General features: G+C 69.8%; 19 protein-coding genes. 11 read left to right on the forward strand and 8 right to left on the reverse strand.

Annotated elements, in window-relative coordinates; genetic code table 11:
- The first annotated feature begins 154 nt into the window (after positions 1–154).
- Genes ACWH49_RS00770 through ACWH49_RS00805 form a run of 8 tightly spaced genes read left to right on the forward strand, consistent with a single transcriptional unit; the run spans position 155 to position 7,635 of the window.
- A complete protein-coding gene (locus tag ACWH49_RS00770; RefSeq protein ID WP_448169707.1) occupies positions 155–937 on the forward strand; it encodes an IclR family transcriptional regulator in 783 nt (260 codons plus the stop codon).
- Complete coding sequence (locus ACWH49_RS00775; protein WP_448169708.1) at positions 934–1,695, forward strand: enoyl-CoA hydratase-related protein; 762 nt, start codon at positions 934–936, stop codon at positions 1,693–1,695. The genes ACWH49_RS00770 and ACWH49_RS00775 overlap by 4 nt, the downstream gene beginning before the upstream one ends.
- A gap of 1 nt (position 1,696) precedes the next feature.
- Positions 1,697–3,124, forward strand: coding sequence for an MmgE/PrpD family protein (locus tag ACWH49_RS00780; RefSeq protein ID WP_448169709.1), 1,428 nt, complete (start codon positions 1,697–1,699; stop codon positions 3,122–3,124).
- 40 nt (positions 3,125–3,164) lie between these two features.
- Entirely contained in the window at positions 3,165–4,307 is a 1,143-nt protein-coding gene (locus ACWH49_RS00785) for an acyl-CoA dehydrogenase family protein (protein WP_448169710.1), read from the forward strand.
- Positions 4,307–5,125 (forward strand): NUDIX hydrolase, encoded by an 819-nt coding sequence (locus ACWH49_RS00790; RefSeq protein ID WP_448169711.1) that lies wholly within the window; start codon positions 4,307–4,309, stop codon positions 5,123–5,125. Before ACWH49_RS00785 ends, ACWH49_RS00790 begins: the two co-directional genes overlap by 1 nt.
- 19 nt (positions 5,126–5,144) lie before the next feature.
- Complete coding sequence (locus ACWH49_RS00795) at positions 5,145–5,615, forward strand: MaoC family dehydratase (protein WP_448169712.1); 471 nt, start codon at positions 5,145–5,147, stop codon at positions 5,613–5,615.
- 14 nt (positions 5,616–5,629) lie between these two features.
- Positions 5,630–6,787 (forward strand): acyl-CoA dehydrogenase family protein, encoded by a 1,158-nt coding sequence (locus ACWH49_RS00800; protein WP_448169713.1) that lies wholly within the window; start codon positions 5,630–5,632, stop codon positions 6,785–6,787.
- Positions 6,788–6,822: 35 nt separating this feature from the next.
- On the forward strand, positions 6,823–7,635 hold the full coding sequence (locus ACWH49_RS00805; protein ID WP_448169714.1) for an enoyl-CoA hydratase/isomerase family protein: 813 nt from the start codon (positions 6,823–6,825) through the stop codon (positions 7,633–7,635).
- Between the two features lie 27 nt (positions 7,636–7,662).
- On the opposite strand, the gene ACWH49_RS00810 is transcribed toward ACWH49_RS00805, so the two are convergent.
- The 3 genes from ACWH49_RS00810 to ACWH49_RS00820 are packed head-to-tail and all read right to left on the reverse strand — an operon-like array spanning position 7,663 to position 12,506.
- On the reverse strand, positions 7,663–8,901 hold the full coding sequence (locus ACWH49_RS00810; protein WP_448169715.1) for a CaiB/BaiF CoA transferase family protein: 1,239 nt from the start codon (positions 8,899–8,901) through the stop codon (positions 7,663–7,665).
- 1 nt (position 8,902) lies between these two features.
- Positions 8,903–10,903 (reverse strand): acetyl/propionyl/methylcrotonyl-CoA carboxylase subunit alpha, encoded by a 2,001-nt coding sequence (locus ACWH49_RS00815; protein ID WP_448169716.1) that lies wholly within the window; start codon positions 10,901–10,903, stop codon positions 8,903–8,905.
- A 16-nt stretch (positions 10,904–10,919) separates the two neighbouring features.
- Entirely contained in the window at positions 10,920–12,506 is a 1,587-nt protein-coding gene (locus ACWH49_RS00820; RefSeq protein ID WP_448169717.1) for a carboxyl transferase domain-containing protein, read from the reverse strand.
- 149 nt (positions 12,507–12,655) lie between these two features.
- Between ACWH49_RS00820 and ACWH49_RS00825 the strand changes: the two genes are divergently transcribed.
- The gene (locus tag ACWH49_RS00825; protein WP_448169718.1) at positions 12,656–14,155 is read left to right on the forward strand and encodes an acyl-CoA carboxylase subunit beta; all 1,500 of its coding nucleotides are present in this window, start codon (positions 12,656–12,658) and stop codon (positions 14,153–14,155) included.
- Positions 14,156–14,166: 11 nt separating this feature from the next.
- Here the strand turns inward: ACWH49_RS00825 and ACWH49_RS00830 are convergent, their stop codons facing one another.
- The 5 genes from ACWH49_RS00830 to ACWH49_RS00850 all read right to left on the reverse strand — a co-directional run bounded on the left by ACWH49_RS00830 (position 14,167) and on the right by ACWH49_RS00850 (position 20,052).
- Entirely contained in the window at positions 14,167–15,039 is an 873-nt protein-coding gene (locus ACWH49_RS00830) for an alpha/beta fold hydrolase (RefSeq protein ID WP_448169719.1), read from the reverse strand.
- Positions 15,036–16,193, reverse strand: coding sequence for an acetyl-CoA acetyltransferase (locus ACWH49_RS00835; protein ID WP_448169720.1), 1,158 nt, complete (start codon positions 16,191–16,193; stop codon positions 15,036–15,038). Before ACWH49_RS00835 ends, ACWH49_RS00830 begins: the two co-directional genes overlap by 4 nt.
- On the reverse strand, positions 16,190–16,609 hold the full coding sequence (locus tag ACWH49_RS00840) for a Zn-ribbon domain-containing OB-fold protein (protein ID WP_448169721.1): 420 nt from the start codon (positions 16,607–16,609) through the stop codon (positions 16,190–16,192). Before ACWH49_RS00840 ends, ACWH49_RS00835 begins: the two co-directional genes overlap by 4 nt.
- A gap of 70 nt (positions 16,610–16,679) precedes the next feature.
- A complete protein-coding gene (locus ACWH49_RS00845; protein WP_448169722.1) occupies positions 16,680–19,010 on the reverse strand; it encodes an acyl-CoA dehydrogenase in 2,331 nt (776 codons plus the stop codon).
- A 13-nt stretch (positions 19,011–19,023) separates the two neighbouring features.
- Positions 19,024–20,052: an alcohol dehydrogenase catalytic domain-containing protein gene (locus ACWH49_RS00850; RefSeq protein WP_448169723.1), complete on the reverse strand. Its 1,029-nt coding sequence runs from the start codon at positions 20,050–20,052 to the stop codon at positions 19,024–19,026.
- 127 nt (positions 20,053–20,179) lie between these two features.
- On the opposite strand from ACWH49_RS00850, the gene fabG reads away from it, so the two are divergent.
- Positions 20,180–20,938, forward strand: a complete 759-nt coding sequence (fabG, locus tag ACWH49_RS00855; protein ID WP_448169724.1) for a 3-oxoacyl-ACP reductase FabG — start codon at positions 20,180–20,182, stop codon at positions 20,936–20,938.
- Between the two features lie 8 nt (positions 20,939–20,946).
- Positions 20,947–23,076: an acetate--CoA ligase family protein gene (locus tag ACWH49_RS00860; RefSeq protein WP_448169725.1), complete on the forward strand. Its 2,130-nt coding sequence runs from the start codon at positions 20,947–20,949 to the stop codon at positions 23,074–23,076.
- Positions 23,077–23,079 lie beyond the last annotated feature (3 nt).

A 23,079-nucleotide genomic window follows, 5' to 3' on the forward strand; every position in this document is an offset into this window, starting at 1 on the left:
TTTCGCTTGACGCACCCGGGAACGCCCGCTAGGCTGATACAAAGTACGGAACAAGTGTTCCGATATCAGAACGCCTAGGAGACATGTCACCGTGCAGCCCTCGCTGGCATCCTTGCAGCCGGAAGCCGCTGTATCGCGCAGCGACCCTGCACCCATGGCGCTGGGCCGCGTGCTGCGTGCGTTGCGCTTGCTCGCCGATGAGCCGGACGGCCTGACGCTGGCGGAGTTCATGGTCCAGCTCGGCGCGCCCAAGACCAGCGTGCACTCCCTGCTGCGCGGTCTCGCGGCCGAAGGCTACCTGCAGCGCCACGACACCGTGTACCGGCTCGGGCCGGAATCATTCGTCCTCGGCGCGGCACTCGTGGCGGCGCGGTCGCTGGCCATCGTGGCCACGCCCTACCTGCTCGATGCGCGCGCCCAGTCCGGTGAGACGATCCTGCTCGCCGTCATCGACCGGGCCGCCGGCCGCCTGACCTACACGCAGATCATCGAGAGCCACAAGCCGGTCCGCTACACCGTGCCTGTCGGAACCACGCGCCCCCTCTACGCCGCAGCGGCCGGCCGGGTGCTGCTGGCGTTCCAGGACGACGCCTGGCGCCGCGACTACCTCAAGAGCGCCGACCTGCGCGCGCTGACGGACAAGACGGTCACCGATCGCCGGCAGCTGGAGCGGGCCCTCGACCGTACCCGCGTCGCGGGTTACGCATCGACCTTCGGCGAAGTGACGCCCGACGTCGCGGGCTTTGCGGCACCGATCTTTGATCCGAACGGTCAGGTCAATGCCGCGGTGATCGTGGCCGCGCCCATCGAGCGCGGCCGCGCCGCGGCCGAACGAATGACGGGCATCGCGATCGATGCTGCTTCTCAACTGTCACGGGCGCTCGGCCACCGCATCGGGCGGGCACCCTCCTCTCAACGAACCGCTGGAAAGAAATGAGCAACGAACTGCTTTATGAAGTGAGCGACGGCGTAGCCGTCATCACCATCAACCGGCCGGAGCGCAAGAATGCTCTGAACCGTGCCGTGCGCCAGGCCTTCTTCGAGGTCTGGCCGCGCTTCGAGGCCGATGAGTCCGCCCAGGTGGCGATCCTCACCGGTGCCGGCGACACCTTCTGCGCCGGCATGGACCTGGTCGAGGCTGCCGACACGGTGCTGCGCATTCCGCCGAAGAACTTCATGCCGGTGCTCGGCGACAACGTCGAGGTCACCAAGCCGGTGATCGCCGCCGTGCAGGGCTATGCCTACGCCGGTGGCTGGCTGCTGGCCCAGATGTGCGACCTGTGCGTCGCCGACGAGACGGCCAAGTTCGCGATCACCGAGGGTCGGGTCGGGCGTGGCATGCCTTGGGCCTCGCCGGTGATCCACATGCTGCCGCAGCGCATCCTGATGGAAGTGGCGATGACCTGCGACCCGCTGACGGCACAGCGCGCCTACGAGCTCGGCTACGTGAACCGCGTCATGCCCAAGGGGCAGGCGTTGCAGGGCGCACGCGAACTCGCCGCCCGCATCACGGTGAACGCCCCGCTGACCGTGCGCGGCGCCAAGGAAATGGTTCGCATGGCCACCGAAATGGGTCGCACGGCTGCGCTGCGCGCGTCGCACCGTGCGTTCGATGCCGTTTACCTCAGTGAAGACGCGCTCGAAGGACCGCGCTCGTTTCGCGAGAAGCGCAAGCCGCAATGGAAAGGACGATGACATGATGATTCGCACCACACCGATCCGCAGCGCGAGGATGGCCGCTTGCAAGCCCGAGCCGCACGTGCAACTGACGAGCGCGCTGGCCGCCCAGAACGCCGCTTGGACTTTCGACGATCTGCCCGCCGACGCCCGCACGCTGGTGCGCCAGTGCCTGCTCGACTGGATCGCGGTCACCTTGGCCGGTGCCCAGGAGCCGCTGACCCACATGCTGGCCGAGGAGGCGCGCGAACAAGGCGGCTTCGCGCACGCCACCGTGGTCGGGCACGGTTTCGCCACCAGCTGTCGCCAGGCCGCGCTGGTCAACGGCGCGGCTTCGCACGCGCTCGACTACGACGACGTCAACATGTCGTTCACCGGGCACCCCACGGTCGTGCTGGTACCGGCCTTGCTCGCGCTCGCCGAGGCCCGCGGGGCGAGTGGCGCGGACTTCATGACCGCGTTCGTCGCCGGCTACGAGACGCTGTGCCGCATCGGCGCGGCGGTCTCGCCCGGCCACTACGCGCGCGGGTTCCATGCCACCGGCACGATCGGCACCTTTGGCGCGGCAGCGGCCTGCGCACGTCTGCTGCAGCTCGATGCCGACGATACGGCCACGGCGCTGGGCATCGCGGCCACCGAGGCGGCGGGCCTGAAGGCCATGTTCGGCACGATGTGCAAACCGCTGCACGCCGGCCGCGCCAGCGCCGACGGCATCATGGCGGCTCAGCTCGCGGCGCGGGGCTTCACCAGCCGCAACGACGCGATCGAGGCCCTGCAAGGTTTTGCGGCCACCCACGGGCCTGACTTCGACCCCGGGGCCGCGCTGCAGCGGCCGGCGAACGGCCTGCACCTGCGAAACAACCTGTTCAAGTACCACGCCGCGTGCTACGGCACGCACGCCGCGATCGAGGCGACGCGCCAGCTCTGCGAGCAGCATCGGCTGACCTCGTCCGACGTGCGGCGCATCATCGTGCGTGCGCCGGCCAGCAGCGACGGCGTGTGCAACATCGCCGCGCCGCGCACCGGCCTGGAGGCCAAGTTCAGCCTTCGGCACACGGTAGCGATGGTGCTCGCCGGCGTCGACACCGCCGACATGTCCAGCTACAGCGACAGTGCAACCAACGATGCGGCGCTGGGCGGACTGCGCGAGCGCGTGCACGTCGAACTGGCGCGCGAGTGCAGCGCCCTGACCCAGGCCGAAGTCGAGATCGAGACAGTCGCCGGGCCTCGCGTGCGGCAGCGCCACGACAGCGGCATTCCCGTCACCGACCTGGCAGCACAGCAGCAACGGCTCGAGGCGAAATTCCGCAGCCTCACCCGCCCCTTGCTCGACGAGCAATCCTGCGACGAGGTGCTGGAACTGATCGAGCGGCTCGACGAGTTGCCCGACCTCTCGCCGCTCGCCGGCCTGCTGGCGTGCCAGCCGCCGCGCACGCAGCGGCATTGAGCCGCCGCAGCCGTTTTCAATCACCCTGAAGAACCTCCGAATGAACTTTCTTACCGACGAACAACTGGCCTGGAAAGACTCCGTGCGCCGCTGGGTCGACCGCGATATCGGCCGCGAGTACATCCGCAAGTGCGACATGGACCGCGCGTTCCCGTTCGATGCCTACGAGAAGGCCGCCAAGCTCGGCTTTCACAGCCTGCTCGTGCCCGAGGCCGACGGCGGCGACGGCGGCGACGTGTTCTCTTACGCGCTGCTGTGCGAGTCGCTCTCGTCCTACGGCGTGGATTTCTCGGTGGCGATCGCCGGTGGCATCTTCACCGCGATGAACCTGGCGCTGCACGGCAGCGACGACCAGAAGCAGCGTTTTCTCAAGCCGTTCATGCGCGGCGAGGTCCGGTTCCCGATTTCGATGTCGGAGCCGAACGCCGGCTCCGACGTGGCCAACGTGCAGACCTTCGCCGCGCGGGATGGCGACGACTACGTGCTCAACGGGCAGAAGCTCTGGTGCAGCGGCGCCGGCAACCGTGGCGCGGTGATCCTGATGCTGGTGCGCACCGAACGCACCGAGGACAAGCGCAAGGGCCTGTCCGTCCTGATCGTGCCGAACGACCTGGCCGGCATGACGATCCGCCCGCTGCAGACGCTGGCGCGGCGCTCGGTCACGACGACCGAAATCTTCCTCGACAACGTGCGCGTGCCGGCCGCCAACATGCTGGGCGCGCCGGGCGAAGGCTGGAAGATCATCGCCGGCGAACACCTGTCGCTCGAGCGCGTGGCGGTGGCCGCGAGCTACGTCGGCAATGCCCAGGGCGCGGTCGACGATGCACTGGCCTATGCGCAGCAGCGCGTGCAGTTCGGCAAGCCGATCTACGAGTTCCAGGTGATCCGTCACATGCTCGCCGACATGCAGACCCAGACCGACGCGGCCAGGCTGATCACCTACCGCGCCGCCGACCTGGCCGCGCGCGGCCTGCCTTGCCGCAAGGAAGTGGCGATGGCCAAGCTGTTCGCTTCCGAGACGCTGCAGAACGTATCGCGCCAAGGCATGCAGATCCTCGGCGGCCACGGCATGGTTCCCGAAGGCGACATGGAGCGTTATTTCCGCGAAGGCATGCAGGCCACGGTCGGCGGCGGCACCTCGCAGATCCAGCGCACGATCATCGCGCAAGAGATGCGCATCTAATGGGCGCCGCCGTTCCCGGCGCGGCCACCCTGCCCGCGATCGCCGCGGTGGCCGCGACCGTGGTGCTCGTGCGCGACGGCGCGCGCGGGCTCGAGACCTTGATGGTGGTGCGCCACCACGAGATCGACTTCGCCAGTGGCGCGGCGGTGTTCCCGGGGGGCAAGATCTCGGCGTCGGACCGCGACCCGCGGCTCGCGGCACGCTGTGGCGCGCCGCAGGGTCTCGACGATCAGCAGCGGGCGCTGCGGGTCGCGGCCGTGCGCGAGACCTTCGAGGAAAGCGGCTTGATTCTGGCCCGCAGGAACGGCGAGCTGCTCGACGGTGCGCAGCGCACAGCGCTGCATCGGCACTGGGCCGAAAGAGTCGCGGCCGGTGGCGAGGCATTCGTCGACATGGTCTGCGAGGAAGCGCTCGAACTGGCGCTGGAGGCGCTGCTGCCCTTTGCCCACTGGGTCACGCCCGAGATCGCGCCGAAGCGCTTCGACACCCACTTCTTCATCGCCGCGGCGCCGCCTGGCCAGATCGCGCAGCACGACGGATCGGAAGCCGTGGACTCCTTCTGGGTGCGCCCCGGCGACGCGCTCGACGACTGCGAGCTGGGTCGGCGCACGATCATCTTCCCGACGCTGGCGAACCTGGCCTTGCTGGCGCAATCGCCCGACGTGGCCGGTGCGCTGGCCGCGGCGCGGGCCCGGCCGGTGACCCGAATCCAGCCCGTGCTGGGCAAGCGCGCCGACGGCAAGACCGTGCCGATCCTGCCCGCGGATTGCGGCTACCCCACCCTGACAGCGGGCCTGATGAACCTGGTCGCGCGCTGACCCGAACGAAAGCATAGTCATGGAAATTCTCGGCATCGGACTGCACTTCGAAGACCTGCCGCTGGGCCGGGAATTTCGCACCATCGGCCGCACGGTGACGGAGGCCGACATCGTCAACTTCTGCACCTGCACCGGCATGACCGAGGTGCTGTTCACCGACCTCGAATTCCTGCGCACCGAATCCGACATCAAGGGCCGCGTCGCTCCCGGCGCGCTGGCCTACACCTTCGCTGAAGGTCTGCTCGTGCACGCGACGATGCAGCACACCGGCTTCGCCTTCCTCGAAATGGACCTGAAGGTGCACAACCCGGTGTTCGCCGGCGACACCCTGCATGTCGAATGCGAGGTGATCGAGGCCCGGCTGAGCAAGAACCGGCCCGGCCGCGGCCTGGTGCGCACCCGCAACCGGATCGTCAAGCAGGACGGCACGCTCGCGATCACCTACACGCCGATGCGCATGATCAAGTGCCGCGACCAGGCGGCAGGCTGAAGGGCCCGCAGCTCATGCAAGCCTATGCGCTGAACGACGAGCAGCGCGAGATCCAGGCGCTGGTGCGCCGGCTGGCGCGCGACAAGGTAGCAACGCGCGCCGCCGCCATCGACCGCAGCGCCGAATATCCGCAGGACATGTTCGATCTGCTGCGCGAGGTCGGCCTGTTCACGATCCCGTTTCCCAAGGAATACGGCGGCACGGGCAGCATGCTGTCGGCCGCGCTGGCGATCGAGGAACTCGGGCGCGTCTGCTACAACACCGCCTACCTGCTGATCGTGCAATGGGTGCCTTTCGGCGCCATTCTCGCCGCGGGCAACGCCGAACAGAAGCAGCGCCTGCTCGGCCCGCTGGCCGCCGGCGAGCTGCGCGGCGCGTTCTCCACCACCGAGCCGCAGAGTGGCTCCGACGTGGCCGGCATCCGCACCCGCGCCCGGCGCTGCGAGGGCGGCTACCGCATCACCGGCTCGAAGATCTGGTGCACCAACTCGCACATCGCCGACTTCATCCTGGTCGCCGCCAAGACCGGCGACGCCGAAGGCGCGCGCGCCATCAACCTGTTCATCGTCGAGCGCGGCAGCCCGGGCTTAAGCGTCGGCCGCCAGGAGGACAAGATGGGGGCGCGCGGCGTGCCTTCGTGCCCGCTGTTTCTCGACGACGTGTTTGTGCCCGAGTCCAACCGCATCGCCGAGGACGGGCGCGGCTTCAAGGACGTGATGGAGGCCTTCAACAAAAGCCGCCCGCTGATCGGCGCGCGCGGTGTCGGCTTGGCGCAGGGCGCGATCGACCACAGCATCGAGTTCGTCACCAACCGCGTGACCTGGGGTCGCAAGGTCAGCGAGAACCAGGGCATCCGCTGGATGCTGGCCGATATGGCGATGCAGACCGAGGCCGCGCGCCAGCTCGTCTACCGTGCCGCCGCGGTGGTCGATGGCGGCGCATCGGGGATCGAGCTCGCACCGATCGCCGCGATGGCCAAGTGCTTTGCCAGCGACACCGCGATGCGCGTGGCGACCGACGCGGTGCAGCTGTTCGGAGCGGCCGGTATTTCGGCCGATACGCCGATCAACCGTTACTTCCGCGACGCGAAGGTGCTGCAGATCATCGAAGGCACCAACCAGATCCAGCGCAACATCATCGGCGACAGCCTGCTCGGGCGCGCGGCGCGCTGAGCGCCGCCGCCATCACCGACCCCTGCGAGGCTCGCATGACCACCCACACCCCACCCGCCAGCGACGCCGCGCCGGCCGACATCCTCGTCGAGCGGCGCGAAGGCGTCGCCATCGTCACCCTGAACCGCCCGCAGGAACGCAACCCGCTGGGGCTGGCGTTCCCCAACCAGATGCTGGGCGTGCTGCAGGCGCTCGACGACGACCTCGGCCTGCACGCCGTGGTGCTGACCGGCGCCGGCAACGTGTTCTGCGCCGGCGCCGAGCTGGGCCAGGTCGTGCATCCCGACGGCGTCGACCCCGAGGTGCAGTTCCGCCTCATCCGCGGCCTGCACAAGGTGGTGCAGCGCATCCGCGACCTCGAACTGCCCGTGATCGCCGCGGTCAACGGCGCCGCGGTGGGCGGTGGCGCGGCGCTGGCCATGGCCTGCGACATCGCCGTGGCCTCGGACCGGGCGCGCTACTTCTTCGCCTTCGGCCGCCTGGGTGCCGCGGCCTGCGACATGGGCTGCTCGTACCTGCTGCCGCGCATCGTCGGCAGCGTGCGCGCCCGGCACTGGCTGCTCACCGGCGCCAACATCGAGGCCGAGGCCGGGCGCGCTGCAGGGCTTTTCGTCGACGTCGTTCCCGGCGAGCGCCTGCTGGACGCAGCGCTGGCCATCGCCGCGTCGATCAAGATGGCGACACCGCGACGCGCTGGCGCGGCCAGCAAGCTGTCGATCGCCCGCGGCGAGGACACCGATCTGCAGACCTGCCTGAGCTACGAGGCCTATGTGCAGAACTACCTTTTCTCCACCGACGACCACAAGACGCGGCTGCGCGCGCTGATGGAACAGCAAAAACGCAAGTAGGGCCTGCGCAGGCGGGCCGGCCGAGCTTCAGTCGGCGCCCGGCGGCAGCGGCGCTGCGCCGTCGACCGTGATGCCGCGCGCCAGCAGGTCGTCGATCTGCGCCGGGGTCAAGCCGGCCTCGCAAAGCATCGCCACACTGTGCTCGCCCAGCCGCGGGGCTTGGCGCTGCGGCAGCGGCGGCGAGGCCGACCAGCGCGTGGGCACGGCCATGGTCCGGATCGCGCCCTCGCTCGGATGTTCGACGTCCTGGAAGAAGCCCACGGCGTCGAGGTGCGGGTCGTGCAGCAGCGAATCGGGCGTGTGCATCGCCATCGCCGGGATGCCGGCCGCGTCGAACAGGCGCAGCCATTCGGCGCTGCTGCGCCCGGCCAGTTCAGCGGCAAAGAGATCGTTCAGCTCGCCCACGTGCCGAGCCACACCGGCTTGGTCGGCGAAGCGCGCTTCGGCCTTCAGCTCGGGCCTGCCGATGATGTCGAAGAAAGCGTGCCAGTGCGCCGGCGCATAGGCCGTGGCGCCGAGGTGGCCGTCCAGCGTCTTGAACGGCCGCCGCGCGAAAATGCGCGGGTAGCCGGTGCCGCCGATCGGCGGCCTGAAGCTCTGGCCGTACAGGTGCGGCGTCATCGTGAACTGCACCATGCTCTCGAACATCGGCACCTCGACCATCTGGCCCTGGCCGCTGCGCTCGCGGTGCAGCAGCGCGGCCAGCAGGGCATAGGTGGTCACCAGGCCGACACCCTGGTCGGCGATCCAGCCCGGCGCGTACTGCGGCCCGCCTTGCGGCGCGGCCAGCTCCGCCAGCGCGGCCATGCCGCAGCCGGCCTGGATCAGGTCGTCGAGCGCGGCGCGCTCGGCATAGGGCCCGTCCTGGCCGAAGCCGACCAGGGCGCAATAGACGAGCTTGGGGTTGACGCCGGCCAGCACCTCGTAGCCCAGGCCCAGGCGTTCCATGGCCTTCGGGCGCACGTTGCACACCATCGCGTCGGCGCTGCGCACCATCTGCAGCAGCGCGTCGCGGCCTGCGGTGTCCTTCAAGTCGAGCACGACGCTGCGCTTGCTGCGGTTGAGCTGCAGGAACAGCGACGACATGCCGTCGTGGCGGCCCGGCGCGTTGTGGCGTGTCAGGTCGCCCTGCGGCGGCTCGATCTTGATCACGTCGGCGCCCAGATCGCCCAGGGTCTGGGTGGCGTACGGGCCCATCGCGACGCTGGTCAGGTCGAGGATGCGCAGGCCCGCGAGCGGGCCTCTCGATTCGACCTGCGCCGGCATCTCAATCCGGCGTGATCAACGCCACCACCGCGTTGCGCTCGACCGTCTGCCCGGCCTGGCAACTGACCGACGCCACCGTGCCGGCGCACTCGGCGACGATGCGCATTTCCATCTTCATCGATTCGAGGATCGCGACCACCGCGCCGCTCTCGACCCGATCGCCCGGCGCCACGTTGACCTTCAGGATCAGGCCCATCATCGGCGCCTTCAGTTCGCCGCTGGCCTGCGCCGCGGTGCTGATGTACGACAGGTAGGGCACGACCTTCAGGCTGTGAACGCCACGCCGGTCGTGCACGTAGAGCATGTCGCCGTCCTGGTGCAGCCGCACGGTCTCGCGGCACGCATCGGTGATGGCGAGGAACATGCCGCTCTCGCCCGCCGGCGACAGCTGCACGTTGACGCGCTCGTCGTTCACGCCGACCCGCATGCTGCCGTCGGTGCGCAGCGGCGCAAAGCGGATCTCGGCGCTCACGCCGTCGGTCGTCTCGACATGCAGGGTCGGGATCGGCCCCATGCCGTCGCCGCCGGCGTTCATCTGCCAGCCGCTGCCCGGCCAGCTGGCCCAGGGGCTGCGCGCGGTGCCGGCGCCCTGCCGCTGCCGCTGCAGCCAGTGGCAGGCCGCCACCGCGAGGGTCTGCGTGTCGTGGCGCGCGGCGCCCAGCGCCCAGCCGGCGATCTGCTCGTCGATCAGGCGCGTGTGGAAGGTGGCGGCGCGCGTTTCGGGCAGGTCGATCAGGTGCTTGAGGAAACCCTGGTTCGTGGTCACGCCGAACACGGCGGTCTCGTCGAGCGCCAGCTTCAGGCGGTCGAGCGCCTCGTTGCGCGTGGGCGCGTACGTGATGAGCTTGGCCAGCATCGGGTCGTAGTACGGCGTGACCTCCATGCCGCTCTCGATGCCGGTCTCGACCCGCACGCCGTCGCTGGGGAAGCGCACCTGCGACAGCTTGCCGGTGGACGGCAGGAAGCCCGCCGCCGGGTCTTCGGCGCAGATGCGCGCCTCGACCGCGTGGCCGCGGATGCGCACGTCGCCCTGCTGCACCGGCAGGCCTTCGCCGCTGGCGATGCGCAGCATGATCTCGACGATGTCCAGCCCCGTCACCATCTCGGTCACCGGGTGCTCGACCTGCAGACGCGGGTTGACCTCGAGGAAGTGGTACTCGTCGGCGCCGACGATGAACTCGACCGTGCCCACGCCCCGGTACTTGAGCCGCTCGCCCAAGCGCACCGCGTCGGCCGCCATGCCGTCGCGCATCTTCGCGCTGAGGTTGGCCGCGGGTGCCTCCTCGATCACCTTCTGGTGGCGCCGCTGCAGCGTGCACTCGCGCTCGAACAGGTGGATCACTCGGCCCTGGCCATCGCCGGCGATCTGGATCTCGATGTGGCGGCCGTGGCGGATCAGCTTCTCGACGATCAGCCCGGCGTCGCCGAAAGAATTCTTGGCCTCGCGCATCGCCGACTCGATCTCCAGCTCCAGACCCTCGAAGCTGGTGATGCCGCGCATGCCCTTGCCGCCGCCGCCGGCCGCGGCCTTGAGCATCACCGGCAGGCCGACAGCGCGCACCGACGCAGCGATCGCGGCCGGATCGACGCTCGGCGCCTCGCTGCCCGGCACGATCGGCACCTTGGCGGCCTTGGCCTCGCGCTTGGCCGCGGCCTTGTCGCCCAAGCGCTCGATCACATCGGCCGTCGGGCCGATGAACACCAGACCCGCCGCTTCGACGGCACGCGCGAAGCTGGCGTTTTCGGCGAGGAAGCCGAATCCCGGATGGATGGCCTCGGCCCCGACCGACTTCGCGGCGGCGATCACCGCGTCGATGCGCAGGTAGCTTTCGGAGGCTGGCGCGCCGCCGATCTCGACCGATTCGCCGATCTGCCGCACATGCAGCGCGTCGCGGTCGGCGCTGGAATGCACGCCGGCCACCGCCACGCCCAGCCGTCGGCAGGTGCGGGCAATGCGGCAGGCGATCTCGCCACGATTCGCTATCAGAATTTTCTTGAACACGGCGTCGATTCCCAGGTCACATCCGGAACACGCCGAAGCGCGAAGGCACGGCCGGCACGCGGCCGGCCAGGTCGAGCAGCAGCGCCATCACATCGCGCGTCTCGGCCGGCTCGATGACCATGTCGCACCAAGTGTTGCGGGCGAAGTTGTAGGCGTTGGCGAAGTCCTCGAAGGTCTTGCGCACCGGCGCCTTGTAGGCTTCGCGCTGCTCGTCGGTCCAGCTCGTGCCGTCGCGCTTGTGCTGATCGTCCTTGACCATCGCCAGCGTCGTCGCGGCCTGGTCCGGGCCCATGATGGCGGCGCGGCCGTTGGGCCACATGATCAGCGCATTCGGCTTGAACGGGCGACCGCACATCGCCAAGTAGCCCGCGCCGTACGAGCCGCCGATGATCAGCGTGTACTTGGGCACGTTGGCGCAGGTCATCGCCGTGATCATCTTCGCGCCGTGCTTGGCGATGCCGGCCTCCTCGGCCTCGCGGCCGACCATGAAGCCGTTGATGTCGGCCATGAACAGCAGCGGGATGTCGCGCTTGCAGCACAGGTCGATGAACTGAGTCGCCTTCATCGCGCTCTCGGAGAACAGCACGCCGTTGTTGCACAGGATGCCGACGTCGAAGCCCTTGATGCGGGCGAAGCCGGTGATCAGTGTGTCGCCGTAGTCGGGCTTGAATTCGTGCAGATCGCTGGCGTCGATCAGGCGCAGCACGATCTCGCGGTTGTTCGTCGGGATGCGCGAGTCGGCGCTGATGATGGCGTTGATCTCGCTCGGCGGGTGCAGCGGTTCGATGGTTTCGGCCACGTCGCGGCGCTGGGCGGGGATGTCGCCGAGGTGGGCGACGATGTCGCGCAGGATCGCCATCGCATGCGCGTCGCTCTCGGCCAGCCGGTCGGTGTTGCCGTCCTGGCGGTTCGCGCGCTCGGCATCGGCACCGGAGGGCATCGCCGCATCGCCGATCGCCAGTGCCCCCTGATCCCGCACGATCACCACCTCGTCGCACACGGCCGCCACGAACGCGCCCGCGTCGGCGGCCGGGCCGTGCACGCTGGCGATCTGCGCGATGCCCTCGCGCGACATGCGCATCTGGTTGTACAGGATCGAACCGAACTGGCCGTCGTCGGCGAACACGCCGGGCTTGGCGCCGCGCTCCGCCACACCCGGGCGCCCGCCCGACTGCACCAAGGTCAGGCAGGGCAGCCGGTGCATCCACGCAAAGCGCTGGGCGCGCACGTGCTTCTTGCAGGTCGTGGCGGTGTAGGTGCCGTCGTGCACGGCGGCGTCGTTGGCGATCACCATGCAGGGCCGGCCCGCGACCATGCCCACACCGGCAACGATGCCGGCGCCCGGCGCATCGTCGCCGTACAGGCCCTCGCCAGCCAGTTGGCAGAGCTCGAGGAAGGGCGAGCCGGGGTCAAGCAGCGCGCTCACGCGTTCGCGCACCAGCAGTTGCCCGGCGTCGCGCAGGGTCGCTCGCACCGCGTCGGAGCCGGCCGCGACGGCCGACGCGCGGCGTGCGCGCAGATCGTTGACGCGGCCTTCGTAGAACTCGCGGTTGGCGCGCAACTCGTCGGGGCTGGCCGCGAGGGCCGATTTGATGACGCTCATCGCGTGCTCCCGCCGGCACGGGCCGGGTTTGCTACGGGCCGGGCCGCGGGGGTCGTTGATTTCATCGGAGTGCTGTGAATAAGTTGCAGGAGTCGGCGCGGGACGACTAAGATAACAAACATTCGTTAGGTTGCCAATCCTCTTACGCCATGAATTCGATCCGATCCGACCTCGCCGTCGACACCACGGCCTTCGAGCGTCAGCGCGACGCCTACCTGCCGATCGCGGCCGCGTTGCAAGAGCGCCGCGACGAGGCCACACTGGGCGGCAGCGAGAAATCGCGCAAGCTGCACAAGAGCCGCGGCCAGATGCTGCCGCGCGAGCGCATCACCGCGTTGCTTGACCCGGGCTCGCCCTTCCTCGAGATCGGCCATCTCGCCGGTGCCGACCTGTACGAGGGCGTGCCGCCGGGGGCGACCATCATCACCGGCGTCGGCCAAGTCTGCGGCCGCCCGTGCATGCTGATCGTCAACGACGCCACCGTGAAGGGCGGCACGATGTTCGGCATGACGACCAAGCGCCACACGCGAGCGCAGTTGTTCGCCTGGCAGCACCGCCTGCCCTGCATCACGATGGTACAGTCCGGTGGCGGATTTCTGCCCGACCTCGAGAACATCTTTCCCGACGACGGGCAGGCCGGTTCGATCATGTACAACCAGGTCAAGATGTCGTCCGAGGGCATCGCGCAGATCGCGCTGGTGCACGGGCCGTCGACCGCCGGCGGCGCCTACATCCCGTCGCTGTGCGACGAGGTGGTGATCATTCGCAACCAGGGCGCGATGTTCCTCGGCAGCCCGCAACTCGTCTTCGCCGCGACCGGCGAAGTGGTCGACATCGAGCCGTTGGGCGGGGCCGAGATGCACAGCCGGCTCAGTGGCGTCACCGACCACATGGCGGAAGACGACGCACACGCCTTGAAGATCACGCGCGAGATCGTCGCTCACCTGGGCGAACCACCGCGCCTGCGCTGGACGCCGGCGCCGGCCGAGCCGCCGACGTACGACCCGGGGCAACTCACCGGTCTGGCGCGCATCGGCGACAAGGACAGCGTCGACTGCCGCGAGATCATCGCGCGCCTGGTCGACGCCAGCCGCTTCCAGGAGTTCAAGCAGCTGCATGGCGAGACGCTGGTGTGCGGCTTCGCGCGCATCGAGGGTTTCGAGATCGGCATCCTGGCCAACAACGGCGCGCTGACCTCGCAGGCCAGCGCCAAGGGCGCGCACTTCATCGAGCTGTGCTGCCAGCGCGACATCCCTCTGCTGTTCCTGGTCGATTCGCCGGGCTTCGCCGACAGCAACCAGGCCGACCAGCGCGGCATCGGCAAGCACGGCGCCAAGCTGCTCAATGCGGTGGCGAACGCCGACGTGCCCAAGTTCACGCTGATCATCGGCCAGGCCCATGGCGCGGCCTACTACGCGATGTGCGGTCGCGCCTTCAAGCCGAACGCGCTGATGATGTGGCCCAACGCGCGCGCCGCCGCCTCGCATGACGCAAGCGACGATGTGGCCGGGGCGCTGAACTGGGCTCGCCATCTGTGGTGCGACATGATCATCGACCCGACCGAGACGCGCTCCGCCCTCGCCCAGCTGCTCGACGTGGTCGGCCGAACGCCCGCAAAACCCACCGAGTTCGCCGTGTTCCGGATGTAAGCAGTTGCTAGCTAGACGAATGCACCGGTAGCGTCACGCCGCCCACGCGCGCCGAGGAACTCGATCATCAGGCGGTTCACTTCATCCGGCGCCTCGAAGGCCACCCAGTGGCTGGCGCCGGGCACGATGCGACAAGCGATGTGCGGCGCCGTGGCCTCGAGGTAGGCGGCGCGCGACGCGGCATCGGGCTGCGGCAGCGGGTCCTTCTCGGGCAGGATCGCCAGCACCGGGCAGTGCGTCTGGCGCAGGCTCGGCCCCAGCGTGTCGCGGTAGCCGAGAAAGCGGGACCTGAACCGCGTCAGCGCGTGGTTGCGGCGCTGCATCGCGACGATGAGGTCGTCGATCCGGGTCGGTTCGCCGACCATCATCATTTCGAGGTTGCGGCGGTGCACGGCGTTGGCTTCGGCGTCGCTCGCGCCGGCCGGCACGGGCCGCAAGGGTGGCCGCGACCAGCTGCCTGGCGGGAAGCCGCCCGGCGCCAGCAGGCAGATGCCGGCCACGCGCTCGGGCAGGCGCGCGGCGAGCCACGCCGTCATCACGCCGCCGTACGAGAAACCGGCCACGCGGAACGGTTCACCGACCGGCACCAGGCCGCCGACGACGCCCGCGAGCAGATACTCGCCGTAGGCATCGAGATCGGCGTCGTCCGGCACATCGAGCGACTCGCCCATGCCCGGCAGGTCGGGCAGCACCAGGCGGAAGTGCTGCGACAAGGTTTCGATGTTGCGCACCCAGTGGGTCCACGAGCCGGTGCCGCCATGCAACAGCAGCAGCGTCGGGCCTCTGCCGACGCAGCGCGCGACCACACCGGCGACGCTGACGGTCTCGAACTGCAGCGCGGGGAACAGTCCCTGCGGTGTGATGTCGGGCAGGGCGCCGCTCACAGCGTGGCCTCGGTGCCGAGGATGTTGCTGACCTGGCTGGACAGCACGCCGCCGTTGCCGTGGCACAGCGCCAGCTCGGCCCCCGCCACCTGGCGCACGCCGGCCTCGCCGCGCAGTTGGCGCACGGCTTCCACCAGCGTGAACATGCCGTACATGCCGGGGTGCACGCACGACAGGCCGCCGCCGTTGGTGTTGACCGGCAGCGCCCCGCCCGGCGCGATGGCGCCACTGGCGACGAAGGCGCCGCCCTCGCCCTTCTTGCAGAACCCCAGGTCCTCGAGGAACAGAATGGTGTTTATCGTGAAGGCGTCGTAGAGCTCGACCACGTCGATGTCGCGCGGGCTCAGGCGCGCCATCTCGAAGGCGCGCCGGCCGGAGTCGATCGCCGCGGTCTGCGTCAGATCGGGCATCGCGACGATGTTCATGTGCGTCGTGGCTGCAGCCGCACCCAGCAGGTAGACCGGCTTCATCGGCAGGTGGCGTGCGCGCGCCGCGGTCGTCATCACCAGCGCCGCACCGCCGTCGGTGACGAGGCAGCAGTCGCGCACCGTCAGCGGGCTCGACACCATGCGCGACGCCAGCACGTCGGCCACGCTCAGCGGCCCGCGCATGAAGGCCTCGGGGTTCAGGTTGGCCCAGGCGCGCGCCGCCACCGCGACCGCCGCGAGCTGCTCGCGCGTGGTGCCGTATTCGTGCATGTGGCGCGAGGCCGCGAGCGCATACGAGGTGGCCGGGAAGATCGGCGCATACGGTGCTTCGTACGCGAACGGCTTGACCGACGAGATCAGCTTGCCCGATGCGGTGCGCTGGTTGCTGCCGTAGAAGATCAGCGCGGTCTCACACAGCCCTTCCTTCAGCGCCATCGCCGCCATCAGCGTGTACGACAGGAAGGTCGAACCGCCGGTGCGGTTGTTGTCGGTGAACTTCGGCTGGATGCCCAGCATCTCGGCGATCAGCAGCGCCGACAGCGGGTTGGCGTTGCCCGGCAGCGAGCCGAACACCGCGTCGACGTGGCGCGTGGTCAACCCGGCTTCGGCCAGCGCCTTGACGCTGGCTTCGACCGCGATCTCCTCTGAACTGCGGCCCGGCGCTTCGCCGAGGCCGGCCAGTGCCGCGCCGACGATCGCGGCGCTCCCGCGGATGCCGCCGCTCATGCCGCCACCTCGCCCGCAACGGCATCGAACACCACGCAGGGCTCGCTGCCCGCTCCGGTGGCGACGCGCGCCTGAACCGCCAGGCCGACGCGCACGGCGTCGTTCGGCACGCCGTCGACGCGGCTCATCACGCGCGGGCCTTCGGCCAAGTTGACCAGCACCACGTTGTACGGCCCGCCCTTCTCGGCGCTGCGGTTGACGATGCTCACCGCGTAGACCACGCCGCGACCACCGGCCGGCACCCACTCGAGCGCGACGCTGCCGCAGTGATTGCAGGCCAAGCGCGGATAGAACACATGCTGACCGCAACCGCGGCAGTGCTGGATCCGGAACTCGCCCGCGGCGAGGTACTGCGCATAGACCGCGTCCGGACCCGGACCCTGGGTCCAGCTCGGTGCCGCCGTTGTGTCGCTCATCGGGTAGTCCTTCGATATCGCTCTGGATGGATGGCCACGCGGGGTGCGTTGCGGGCTGGGTGCGCCGGGTTCAGCCCGGCAGCTCCAGCACGCCCTTGGCCAGGATGTTGCGCTGGATCTCGTTGCTGCCGCCGTAGATGCTGGCCGGCCGCGCCGAGAAGAACACGTTGGCCGGGTGCAGCGCACCGCCGGCCAAGGCCAGCGACTCGTCGCTGACGCCCGTCTCGCCCGCGGTCTCCAGCATCAGGTCGGCGACGCGCTGCTGTGTCTCGGTGACCCAGATCTTCAGCATCGACACCTCAGGCCCCAACTCGCGCCCGCGCCGCAGCACGTCGACGCAGCGCACGAAGAGGGCATCCAGATCGTCAACGTCGAGCCGCAACTCGTCGTGGCGGGCACGCCAGGCGTCATCGTTGTCCAGCCCCTTGGCCTGCGCCAGTTCGCGCAGCCGCAGCAGCGGCGCGCGCGCCCCACGCGGGTTGCCGATCATGATGCGCTCGGAGCCGAGCAGCGACTTGGCCATCGTCCAGCCCTGGTTCAGCTCACCCACCAGATTGGCGCGCGGTACGCGGACGTTGTCGAAGAACACCTCGCAGAACTCGGCACCACCGCTCAGGTTGCGGATGCGCTTGACGGTGATGCCCGGTGCGCGCATGTCGGCGAGCAGGAAGCTGATGCCTTGCTGTTTCTTGGCCTGCGGGTCGGTGCGCACCAGCAGGAAGATCATGTCGGCCTCGTGTGCGAACGACGTCCAGATCTTCTGCCCGTTGACGACGAACTCGTCGCCGTCGAGCACCGCGGTGGTCCGCAGGTTCGCCAGGTCGGAGCCGGCCGAGGGTTCGGAGTAGCCCTGGCACCAGCGCACCTCGCCGGCCAGGATGCGCGGCAGGATCTCGCGCTTCTGCGCCTCGGTGCCGTAGCGGATGATCAGCGGGCCCAGCATCACCACCGCCATGTTGGGCGCGATCTGGATGCCGTGGCGGTCGAACTCTGACTGCAACGCCACCTGCTCGTAGGCGCCCAGCCCCATGCCGCCGTGCTCCGGGGGCCAGTTCGGCGCGGCCCAGCCCTGCGCGTGCAGCCTGGCATGCCAAGCCTGCGTGTCGCGCAGGCTCATGCGGCTGGACGGAAAGCGCCATTCGGGCGGGAAGTTCCGCGCGATCCAGCAACGCAGCGCATCTCGCCGAATCGGCCGTTCGCCCTCGACGATGAACTCGGGCGCCGCATCGTCGTCGCGGTCGGCCGGGGCCAGGTCGCCGTAGCGCCCCCGGTGCCAGGCGGCCATGCCCAGCCAAGCCGCGCCGACCATCGCCTTCTTCAGGTACAGGCCGATGTCGCATTCGTCGGTGTAGCCGATGCCACCGTGCAGCTGGATGCAGCCCTTGGTGACCTCGAGTCCGGCGGCCGAAGCACGCGCCTTGGCCTGACTGGCGGCGGCGGCCAGACGCCGTGCATCGGTGGCACCGAAGTCGCCGTCGGTCACGCGGTCGGCCAGCGCGGCCGATTGCATCACCACTGCGCGCGTCAACTCCACCTGGATCAGCAGGTTCGCTGTGCGGTGCTGCAGCGCCTGGAAGCTGCCGACCGGGCGGCCGAACTGTTCACGCAGCCCGATGTACGCGACGCTGAGTTCCAGCGCGCGCCCCATCACGCCCAGCAGTTCGGCGGCGGCGGCGATGCGCGCCTGGTCGAGCGCACGCTGCAGGACCACGTCAGCGCGGCCCGTCCCCGCCACCAGCTGCACCGCGGGCACCCGCACGCCCTGCAACTGCAGCTCGCCCCAGAAACCGCCATCGACACGTGGCTGGAATTGCATGCTCAGCCCGGGCTGGCCGGACTCGACCAGCAGCAGCAAGGGCCCTTGCGGGCCGGCGGCGCTGACGATGAATGCATCGGCACCGTGCGCCGCGGCGACGAAACGCTTGCTGCCGTCGAGCATGAAGCCGTCGCCGCTCGGCGTGGCCGTCAGGGCCAGCGGCATCGCGGTCTGGTCGTGCTCGCGCTCCTGCCAGGCCAGCGCGAGCTGGCACTCGCCGCGGGCCAGCAACGGCAGCCAGCGCGTGCGCAGCGCGTCGTTGTCGCCATGCAGCAAGGCCCATGCGGGCAGCAGCGCGCCGGCGATCAGCGGCTCGGGTGCGAGCGCGCGCCCGCATTGCTCGAGCAACAGCGACGCCTGCGCCAGGCCGCAGGCGCTGCCGCCGTGCTGTTCGGGCAGGCACAGGCCGGTCCAGCCGAGCGCCGCCATCTCGCGCCAGCGCGCGCGGTCGAAACCGGGTGCGCGACCGCGCCAGTCGCGCAGGCGCCGCCCTGGCTCGTCGGCAGAGAAGAAGGCCGCCGCCGCGTCGCGCAGCATGCGCTGCTCGTCGCCCAGGTCATCGAGTTTGGCAGCGAGGTCGATCATGGGTGCAGCGCCTTCACATCGTCAGCACGAGGCGCCCGCAGGCCTCGCGCGATTCCATCATCCGGTGGGCCTTGGCGGCGTCGGCCAATGGCAGGCTGCCGCCCACCACCGGCCGCAGCCGGCCCAGCCGCACCAGCTCGAGCAGGGTCTCGACCTCGGCCAGCGTCACGCCGTCGGTGCCCAGGAACGACATTTCCTTCAGGATCGCGTGCGCCGGACGCAAGGTCACGGGCGCGGCATTCAGGTTGCCGACGAAGACATGGCGCGCGCCCAGCGCCATGCCCTTCAGCGCCGCGGCCCAGGCCATCTGGCCGACGATGTTGAAGACCACGTCGACGCCGGCGCCGCCGGTCAGCTGGCGCGCCTGGGCGGCGAAGTCGAGATCGGGGCTGACGACGACGTCGTCGGCACCGTGCTCGACCAGGAACGCGCGCTTCGATTCCGAGGTGGTGACGGCGATGGTGCGCGCGCCCAGCATGCGCGCCACCTGGACCGCATGAATGCCGACACCGCCGCTGGCGCCGGTGATCAGCACCGCTTCGCCCGGCTGCACTGCGGCCACCTTCTGCAGGCCGTGGTAGGCCGTGCCCAGCGCGCACGGCACGACGGCGGCCTGCTCGTAGCTCACACCCGCCGGGATGCGCACCAGTGCGCTCACCGGCACCGCGACGTACTCGGCGTAACCCCCCGGCACCGCTTCGCCGAACAGGCCGGTACCGTTCTCGCACAGGTGGTCGCGGGCGCGCACGCATTGGCGGCAGTGGCCGCAGTGGTCCTTCATCAGGATCGCCACGCGATCACCGGCGGCGAAGCCCGCGGCGCGCGGACCGAGCGCGGCGACCTCCCCGGCCATCTCGTGACCGATGATGCCCGGCAGCGCGGTGCGCGGGAAATGCCCCTGGCGTGCCATCACGTCGTGGTAGCACACGCCGCTGGCGCGCAGGCGCACCAACACCTCGCCGTCTTTCGGCACCGGCACCGGCAGCTCGACCGCGGCGAACTGCTCCGGGCCGCCATAACCTTGAAGGACGATTGCTTGCATGCTTCACCTCGGGTGGCTTGCCGCTGGCGCGTGGCACGCGTCTGTGGCATCGTTTGAGTCTAACAAACGGCCGTTTGATTTACCATCAACGCCAAATTCCCCCAGACCCTCGACAGGAGCCCGCACCATGTTCAACGGCAAAGCACTCGACAACAAGGTCGCCATCGTCACCGGTGCCGGCCAGGGCATCGGCGCGGCGGTGGCGCACGCCTATGGCGCCCAGGGCGCCAAGGTGGCCGTGGTCGACTGGAACCTGGAAACCGCCGAGCCGGTGGCGCAGGCGATCCGAAGCGCGGGCGGCCAGGCCGTCGCGCTGAAATGCGATGTGTCGGACCGCGCCGGCGTGGACGCGATGGTCGCTGCGACGGTGGCCAGGTTCGGCCCGATCGACGTGCTTGCCAACAACGCCGGCATCACACGCACCGCGATGCTGCACAAGATGACGCCGCACCAGTGGGACCAGGTGCTGGCGGTGCACCTGACCGGCAGCTTCAACTGCCTGCAGGCGGTGGTCGGCGGCATGATGGAGCGCAAGCGCGGCTGGATCATCAACACGATCTCCACCGCCGGCATCCTGGGCACCATCGGGCAGATCAACTACGGCTCGGCCAAGGCCGGCCTGATCGGCTTCACCAAGTCGGCGGCGCGCGAACTGGCCCGCTACAACATCGTCGTCAACTGCGTCGCGCCGGGCGCGGCGACGCCGATGACCGAGACCATCCGCACCGACGAGCGTTTCGCCGCGCGCACGCTCGAGCGCATTCCGCTCGGGCGCTGGGCCGAGCCGGAAGAGATCGCGCCGGTGTGGGTGTTCCTGGCTTCCGAAGGCGCGAGCTACGTCACCGGCCAGCTCATCGGTGCCGACGGCGGCATGTCGATCCACTGATGCCGGCCATGAGCAGCCCCGCCGAGACCCCCCGCGCATCGCTGCACCCGCTGTTCCACCCGCGCGCGATCGCGGTCTACGGCGCCTCGTCGGACCCGACCAAGATCGGCGGGCGCCCGCTCGACTTCCTGAAGAACAGCGGCTTCGACGGGGCGCTCTACCCGATCAACCCGAAGGCGCCGCAGATCCAGGGGCTGGCGTCTTTCGCCAGCGTGTCGGCGGTGCCGGGGCCAGTCGACCTGGCGATCGTCGCGGTGCCGGCACCCGCCGTGCTGGCCGCGCTCGAAGACTGCGCCGCCAAGGGCGTCGGCGCCGCGGTGGTGCTCAGTTCGGGCTTTGCCGAGGTCGGCGGTCAGGGCGCCGAATGGCAGCTCGGCATCAGCGCGCTCGCGCGTCGCACCGGCATGCGCGTGGTCGGGCCGAATTGCATGGGCGTGATCAACGTGAAGCGCCGCCTCCTCGGCACCTTCACGCCCAGCGCCGCAGGCTTCGGCCTGGTGCCGGGGCGCATCAGCCTGGTCAGCCAGAGCGGTGCGTTCGGTGGCTACTGCCTGTCGCTGATCCGCCAGCGCGCGCTCGGCCTGAACCTGTGGATCACCACCGGCAACCAGAGCGACGTCGACTTCGCCGACTGCGTCAGCCACTTCGCGCAGGACGAGGACACGCAGGTCATCGTCGGCTACATCGAGGCCGCCACCGACAAGGCCCGGCTGATCGCCGCGCTCGATCTGGCGCGGCGCAACGGCAAGCGCATCGTCGTGATGAAGGTCGGCAGCTCGGAAGCAGGCGCGCAGGCGGCGGCTTCGCATACCGCGTCGCTGGCCGGGTCGGACCAAGTCTACGATGGCCTGTTCAAGCAGTACGGCGTGTACCGCGCGCGCAGCATCGACGAACTCTTCGATGTCGCCTACGCCTGTTCGTTGTCGACGCCGACGCCGCAGGGTCGCCGGCTCGGGCTGTTGACGGTGTCGGGCGGCGTCGGCGCGCTGATGGCCGACGTGGCCGCCGAATGCCGGCTCGACGTGGCACCGATGCCCGAGGACGCGCAGCGCCGGCTGAAGGAAATCCTGCCGTTCTGCGGCCCGCGCAACCCGGTCGACATGACGGCCCAGCTCGTCAACGACCTGACGCTGTTCGAGAAGAACTTCGTGCTCATGCTCGAGGAAGGCGGCTACGACCTGATCGTCGCCTTCCTGTCCAGCGTCGGCCAGGTGCTCGATCTGAGCAGCGCGCTGCTGGTGCAGTTGCAGAAGGTGCTGGCGCGCTTCCCCGACCGCACCGTGATCATGTCGATGCTCGCGTCGCCCGAAGTGCGCAAGGTCTACGAAGCGGCCGGCGTGATGCTGTTCGACGAGCCGACGCGTGCGGTGCGCGCCGCGAGTGCCCTGGTGTACTTCGCGCAGGAGGCCAAGCGCGCCCGGTCGTGCACCGCCCTGCCGCTGCTGCCGGCCGCGGCGCTGGCGCCGCCGGCCGGCGCCGTCAACGAAGTCCAGGCCAAGGCAGTGCTGGCCAGCGCCGGCATCCCGGTGGTGCGCGAACTCGTTGCCGCGTCGGAAGACGGCGCAGCGCGTGCCGCCGAGACGCTGGGCTACCCGGTGGTGCTGAAGATCGCCTCGGCCGACATCGCGCACAAGAGCGAAATCGGCGGCGTGCTGATCGGTCTGCAGGACGAGGTCCAGCTGCGCGAAGGCTTCCGCACCCTGATGCAGCGCGCCGCGACACACGCGCCGCAGGCCCGGCTCGAAGGCGTGGTCGTCGCGCGCCTGGCCGGCAAGGGCGTGGAGACGATTCTGGGCGTGGTGCACGATCCGGTGTTCGGCGCGGTCGTGATGTTCGGCCTGGGCGGCGTGTTCGTCGAGGCCTTCAAGGACGTGGCCTTCCGCGTCGCGCCCTTCGGCGCGGACGAAGCGCGCGCGATGATCGACGAGGTCAAGGGCCGCATCCTGCTGACCGGACTGCGCGGGCAGCCGCCGTCGGACGAAGCGGCGCTGGCTGAAGCCATCGCGGCGCTGTCGGTCTACGCAGCGCGCCACGAGGCCGCGATCGAGAGCATCGACATCAACCCCTTCGTCGTGCTGCCGCGGGGCCAGGGCGGGCTCGCCCTGGATGCGCTGATCGTGCCGCGCGCGAACGGCTGACCC

The organism is Rhizobacter fulvus (assembly GCF_964020785.1).

Coding starts and splice junctions, on each gene's coding strand:
- ACWH49_RS00775 (WP_448169708.1), top strand. CDS start 934: ATGAGCAACGAACTGCTTTATGAAGTGAGCGACGGCGTAGCCGTCATC.
- ACWH49_RS00805 (WP_448169714.1), top strand. CDS start 6,823: ATGACCACCCACACCCCACCCGCCAGCGACGCCGCGCCGGCCGACATC.
- ACWH49_RS00820 (WP_448169717.1), bottom strand. CDS start 12,506: ATGAGCGTCATCAAATCGGCCCTCGCGGCCAGCCCCGACGAGTTGCGC.
- ACWH49_RS00770 (WP_448169707.1), top strand. CDS start 155: ATGGCGCTGGGCCGCGTGCTGCGTGCGTTGCGCTTGCTCGCCGATGAG.
- ACWH49_RS00840 (WP_448169721.1), bottom strand. CDS start 16,609: ATGAGCGACACAACGGCGGCACCGAGCTGGACCCAGGGTCCGGGTCCG.
- ACWH49_RS00785 (WP_448169710.1), top strand. CDS start 3,165: ATGAACTTTCTTACCGACGAACAACTGGCCTGGAAAGACTCCGTGCGC.
- ACWH49_RS00860 (WP_448169725.1), top strand. CDS start 20,947: ATGAGCAGCCCCGCCGAGACCCCCCGCGCATCGCTGCACCCGCTGTTC.
- ACWH49_RS00800 (WP_448169713.1), top strand. CDS start 5,630: ATGCAAGCCTATGCGCTGAACGACGAGCAGCGCGAGATCCAGGCGCTG.
- ACWH49_RS00790 (WP_448169711.1), top strand. CDS start 4,307: ATGGGCGCCGCCGTTCCCGGCGCGGCCACCCTGCCCGCGATCGCCGCG.
- fabG (WP_448169724.1), top strand. CDS start 20,180: ATGTTCAACGGCAAAGCACTCGACAACAAGGTCGCCATCGTCACCGGT.
- ACWH49_RS00845 (WP_448169722.1), bottom strand. CDS start 19,010: ATGATCGACCTCGCTGCCAAACTCGATGACCTGGGCGACGAGCAGCGC.
- ACWH49_RS00850 (WP_448169723.1), bottom strand. CDS start 20,052: ATGCAAGCAATCGTCCTTCAAGGTTATGGCGGCCCGGAGCAGTTCGCC.
- ACWH49_RS00835 (WP_448169720.1), bottom strand. CDS start 16,193: ATGAGCGGCGGCATCCGCGGGAGCGCCGCGATCGTCGGCGCGGCACTG.
- ACWH49_RS00795 (WP_448169712.1), top strand. CDS start 5,145: ATGGAAATTCTCGGCATCGGACTGCACTTCGAAGACCTGCCGCTGGGC.
- ACWH49_RS00780 (WP_448169709.1), top strand. CDS start 1,697: ATGATGATTCGCACCACACCGATCCGCAGCGCGAGGATGGCCGCTTGC.
- ACWH49_RS00825 (WP_448169718.1), top strand. CDS start 12,656: ATGAATTCGATCCGATCCGACCTCGCCGTCGACACCACGGCCTTCGAG.
- ACWH49_RS00810 (WP_448169715.1), bottom strand. CDS start 8,901: ATGCCGGCGCAGGTCGAATCGAGAGGCCCGCTCGCGGGCCTGCGCATC.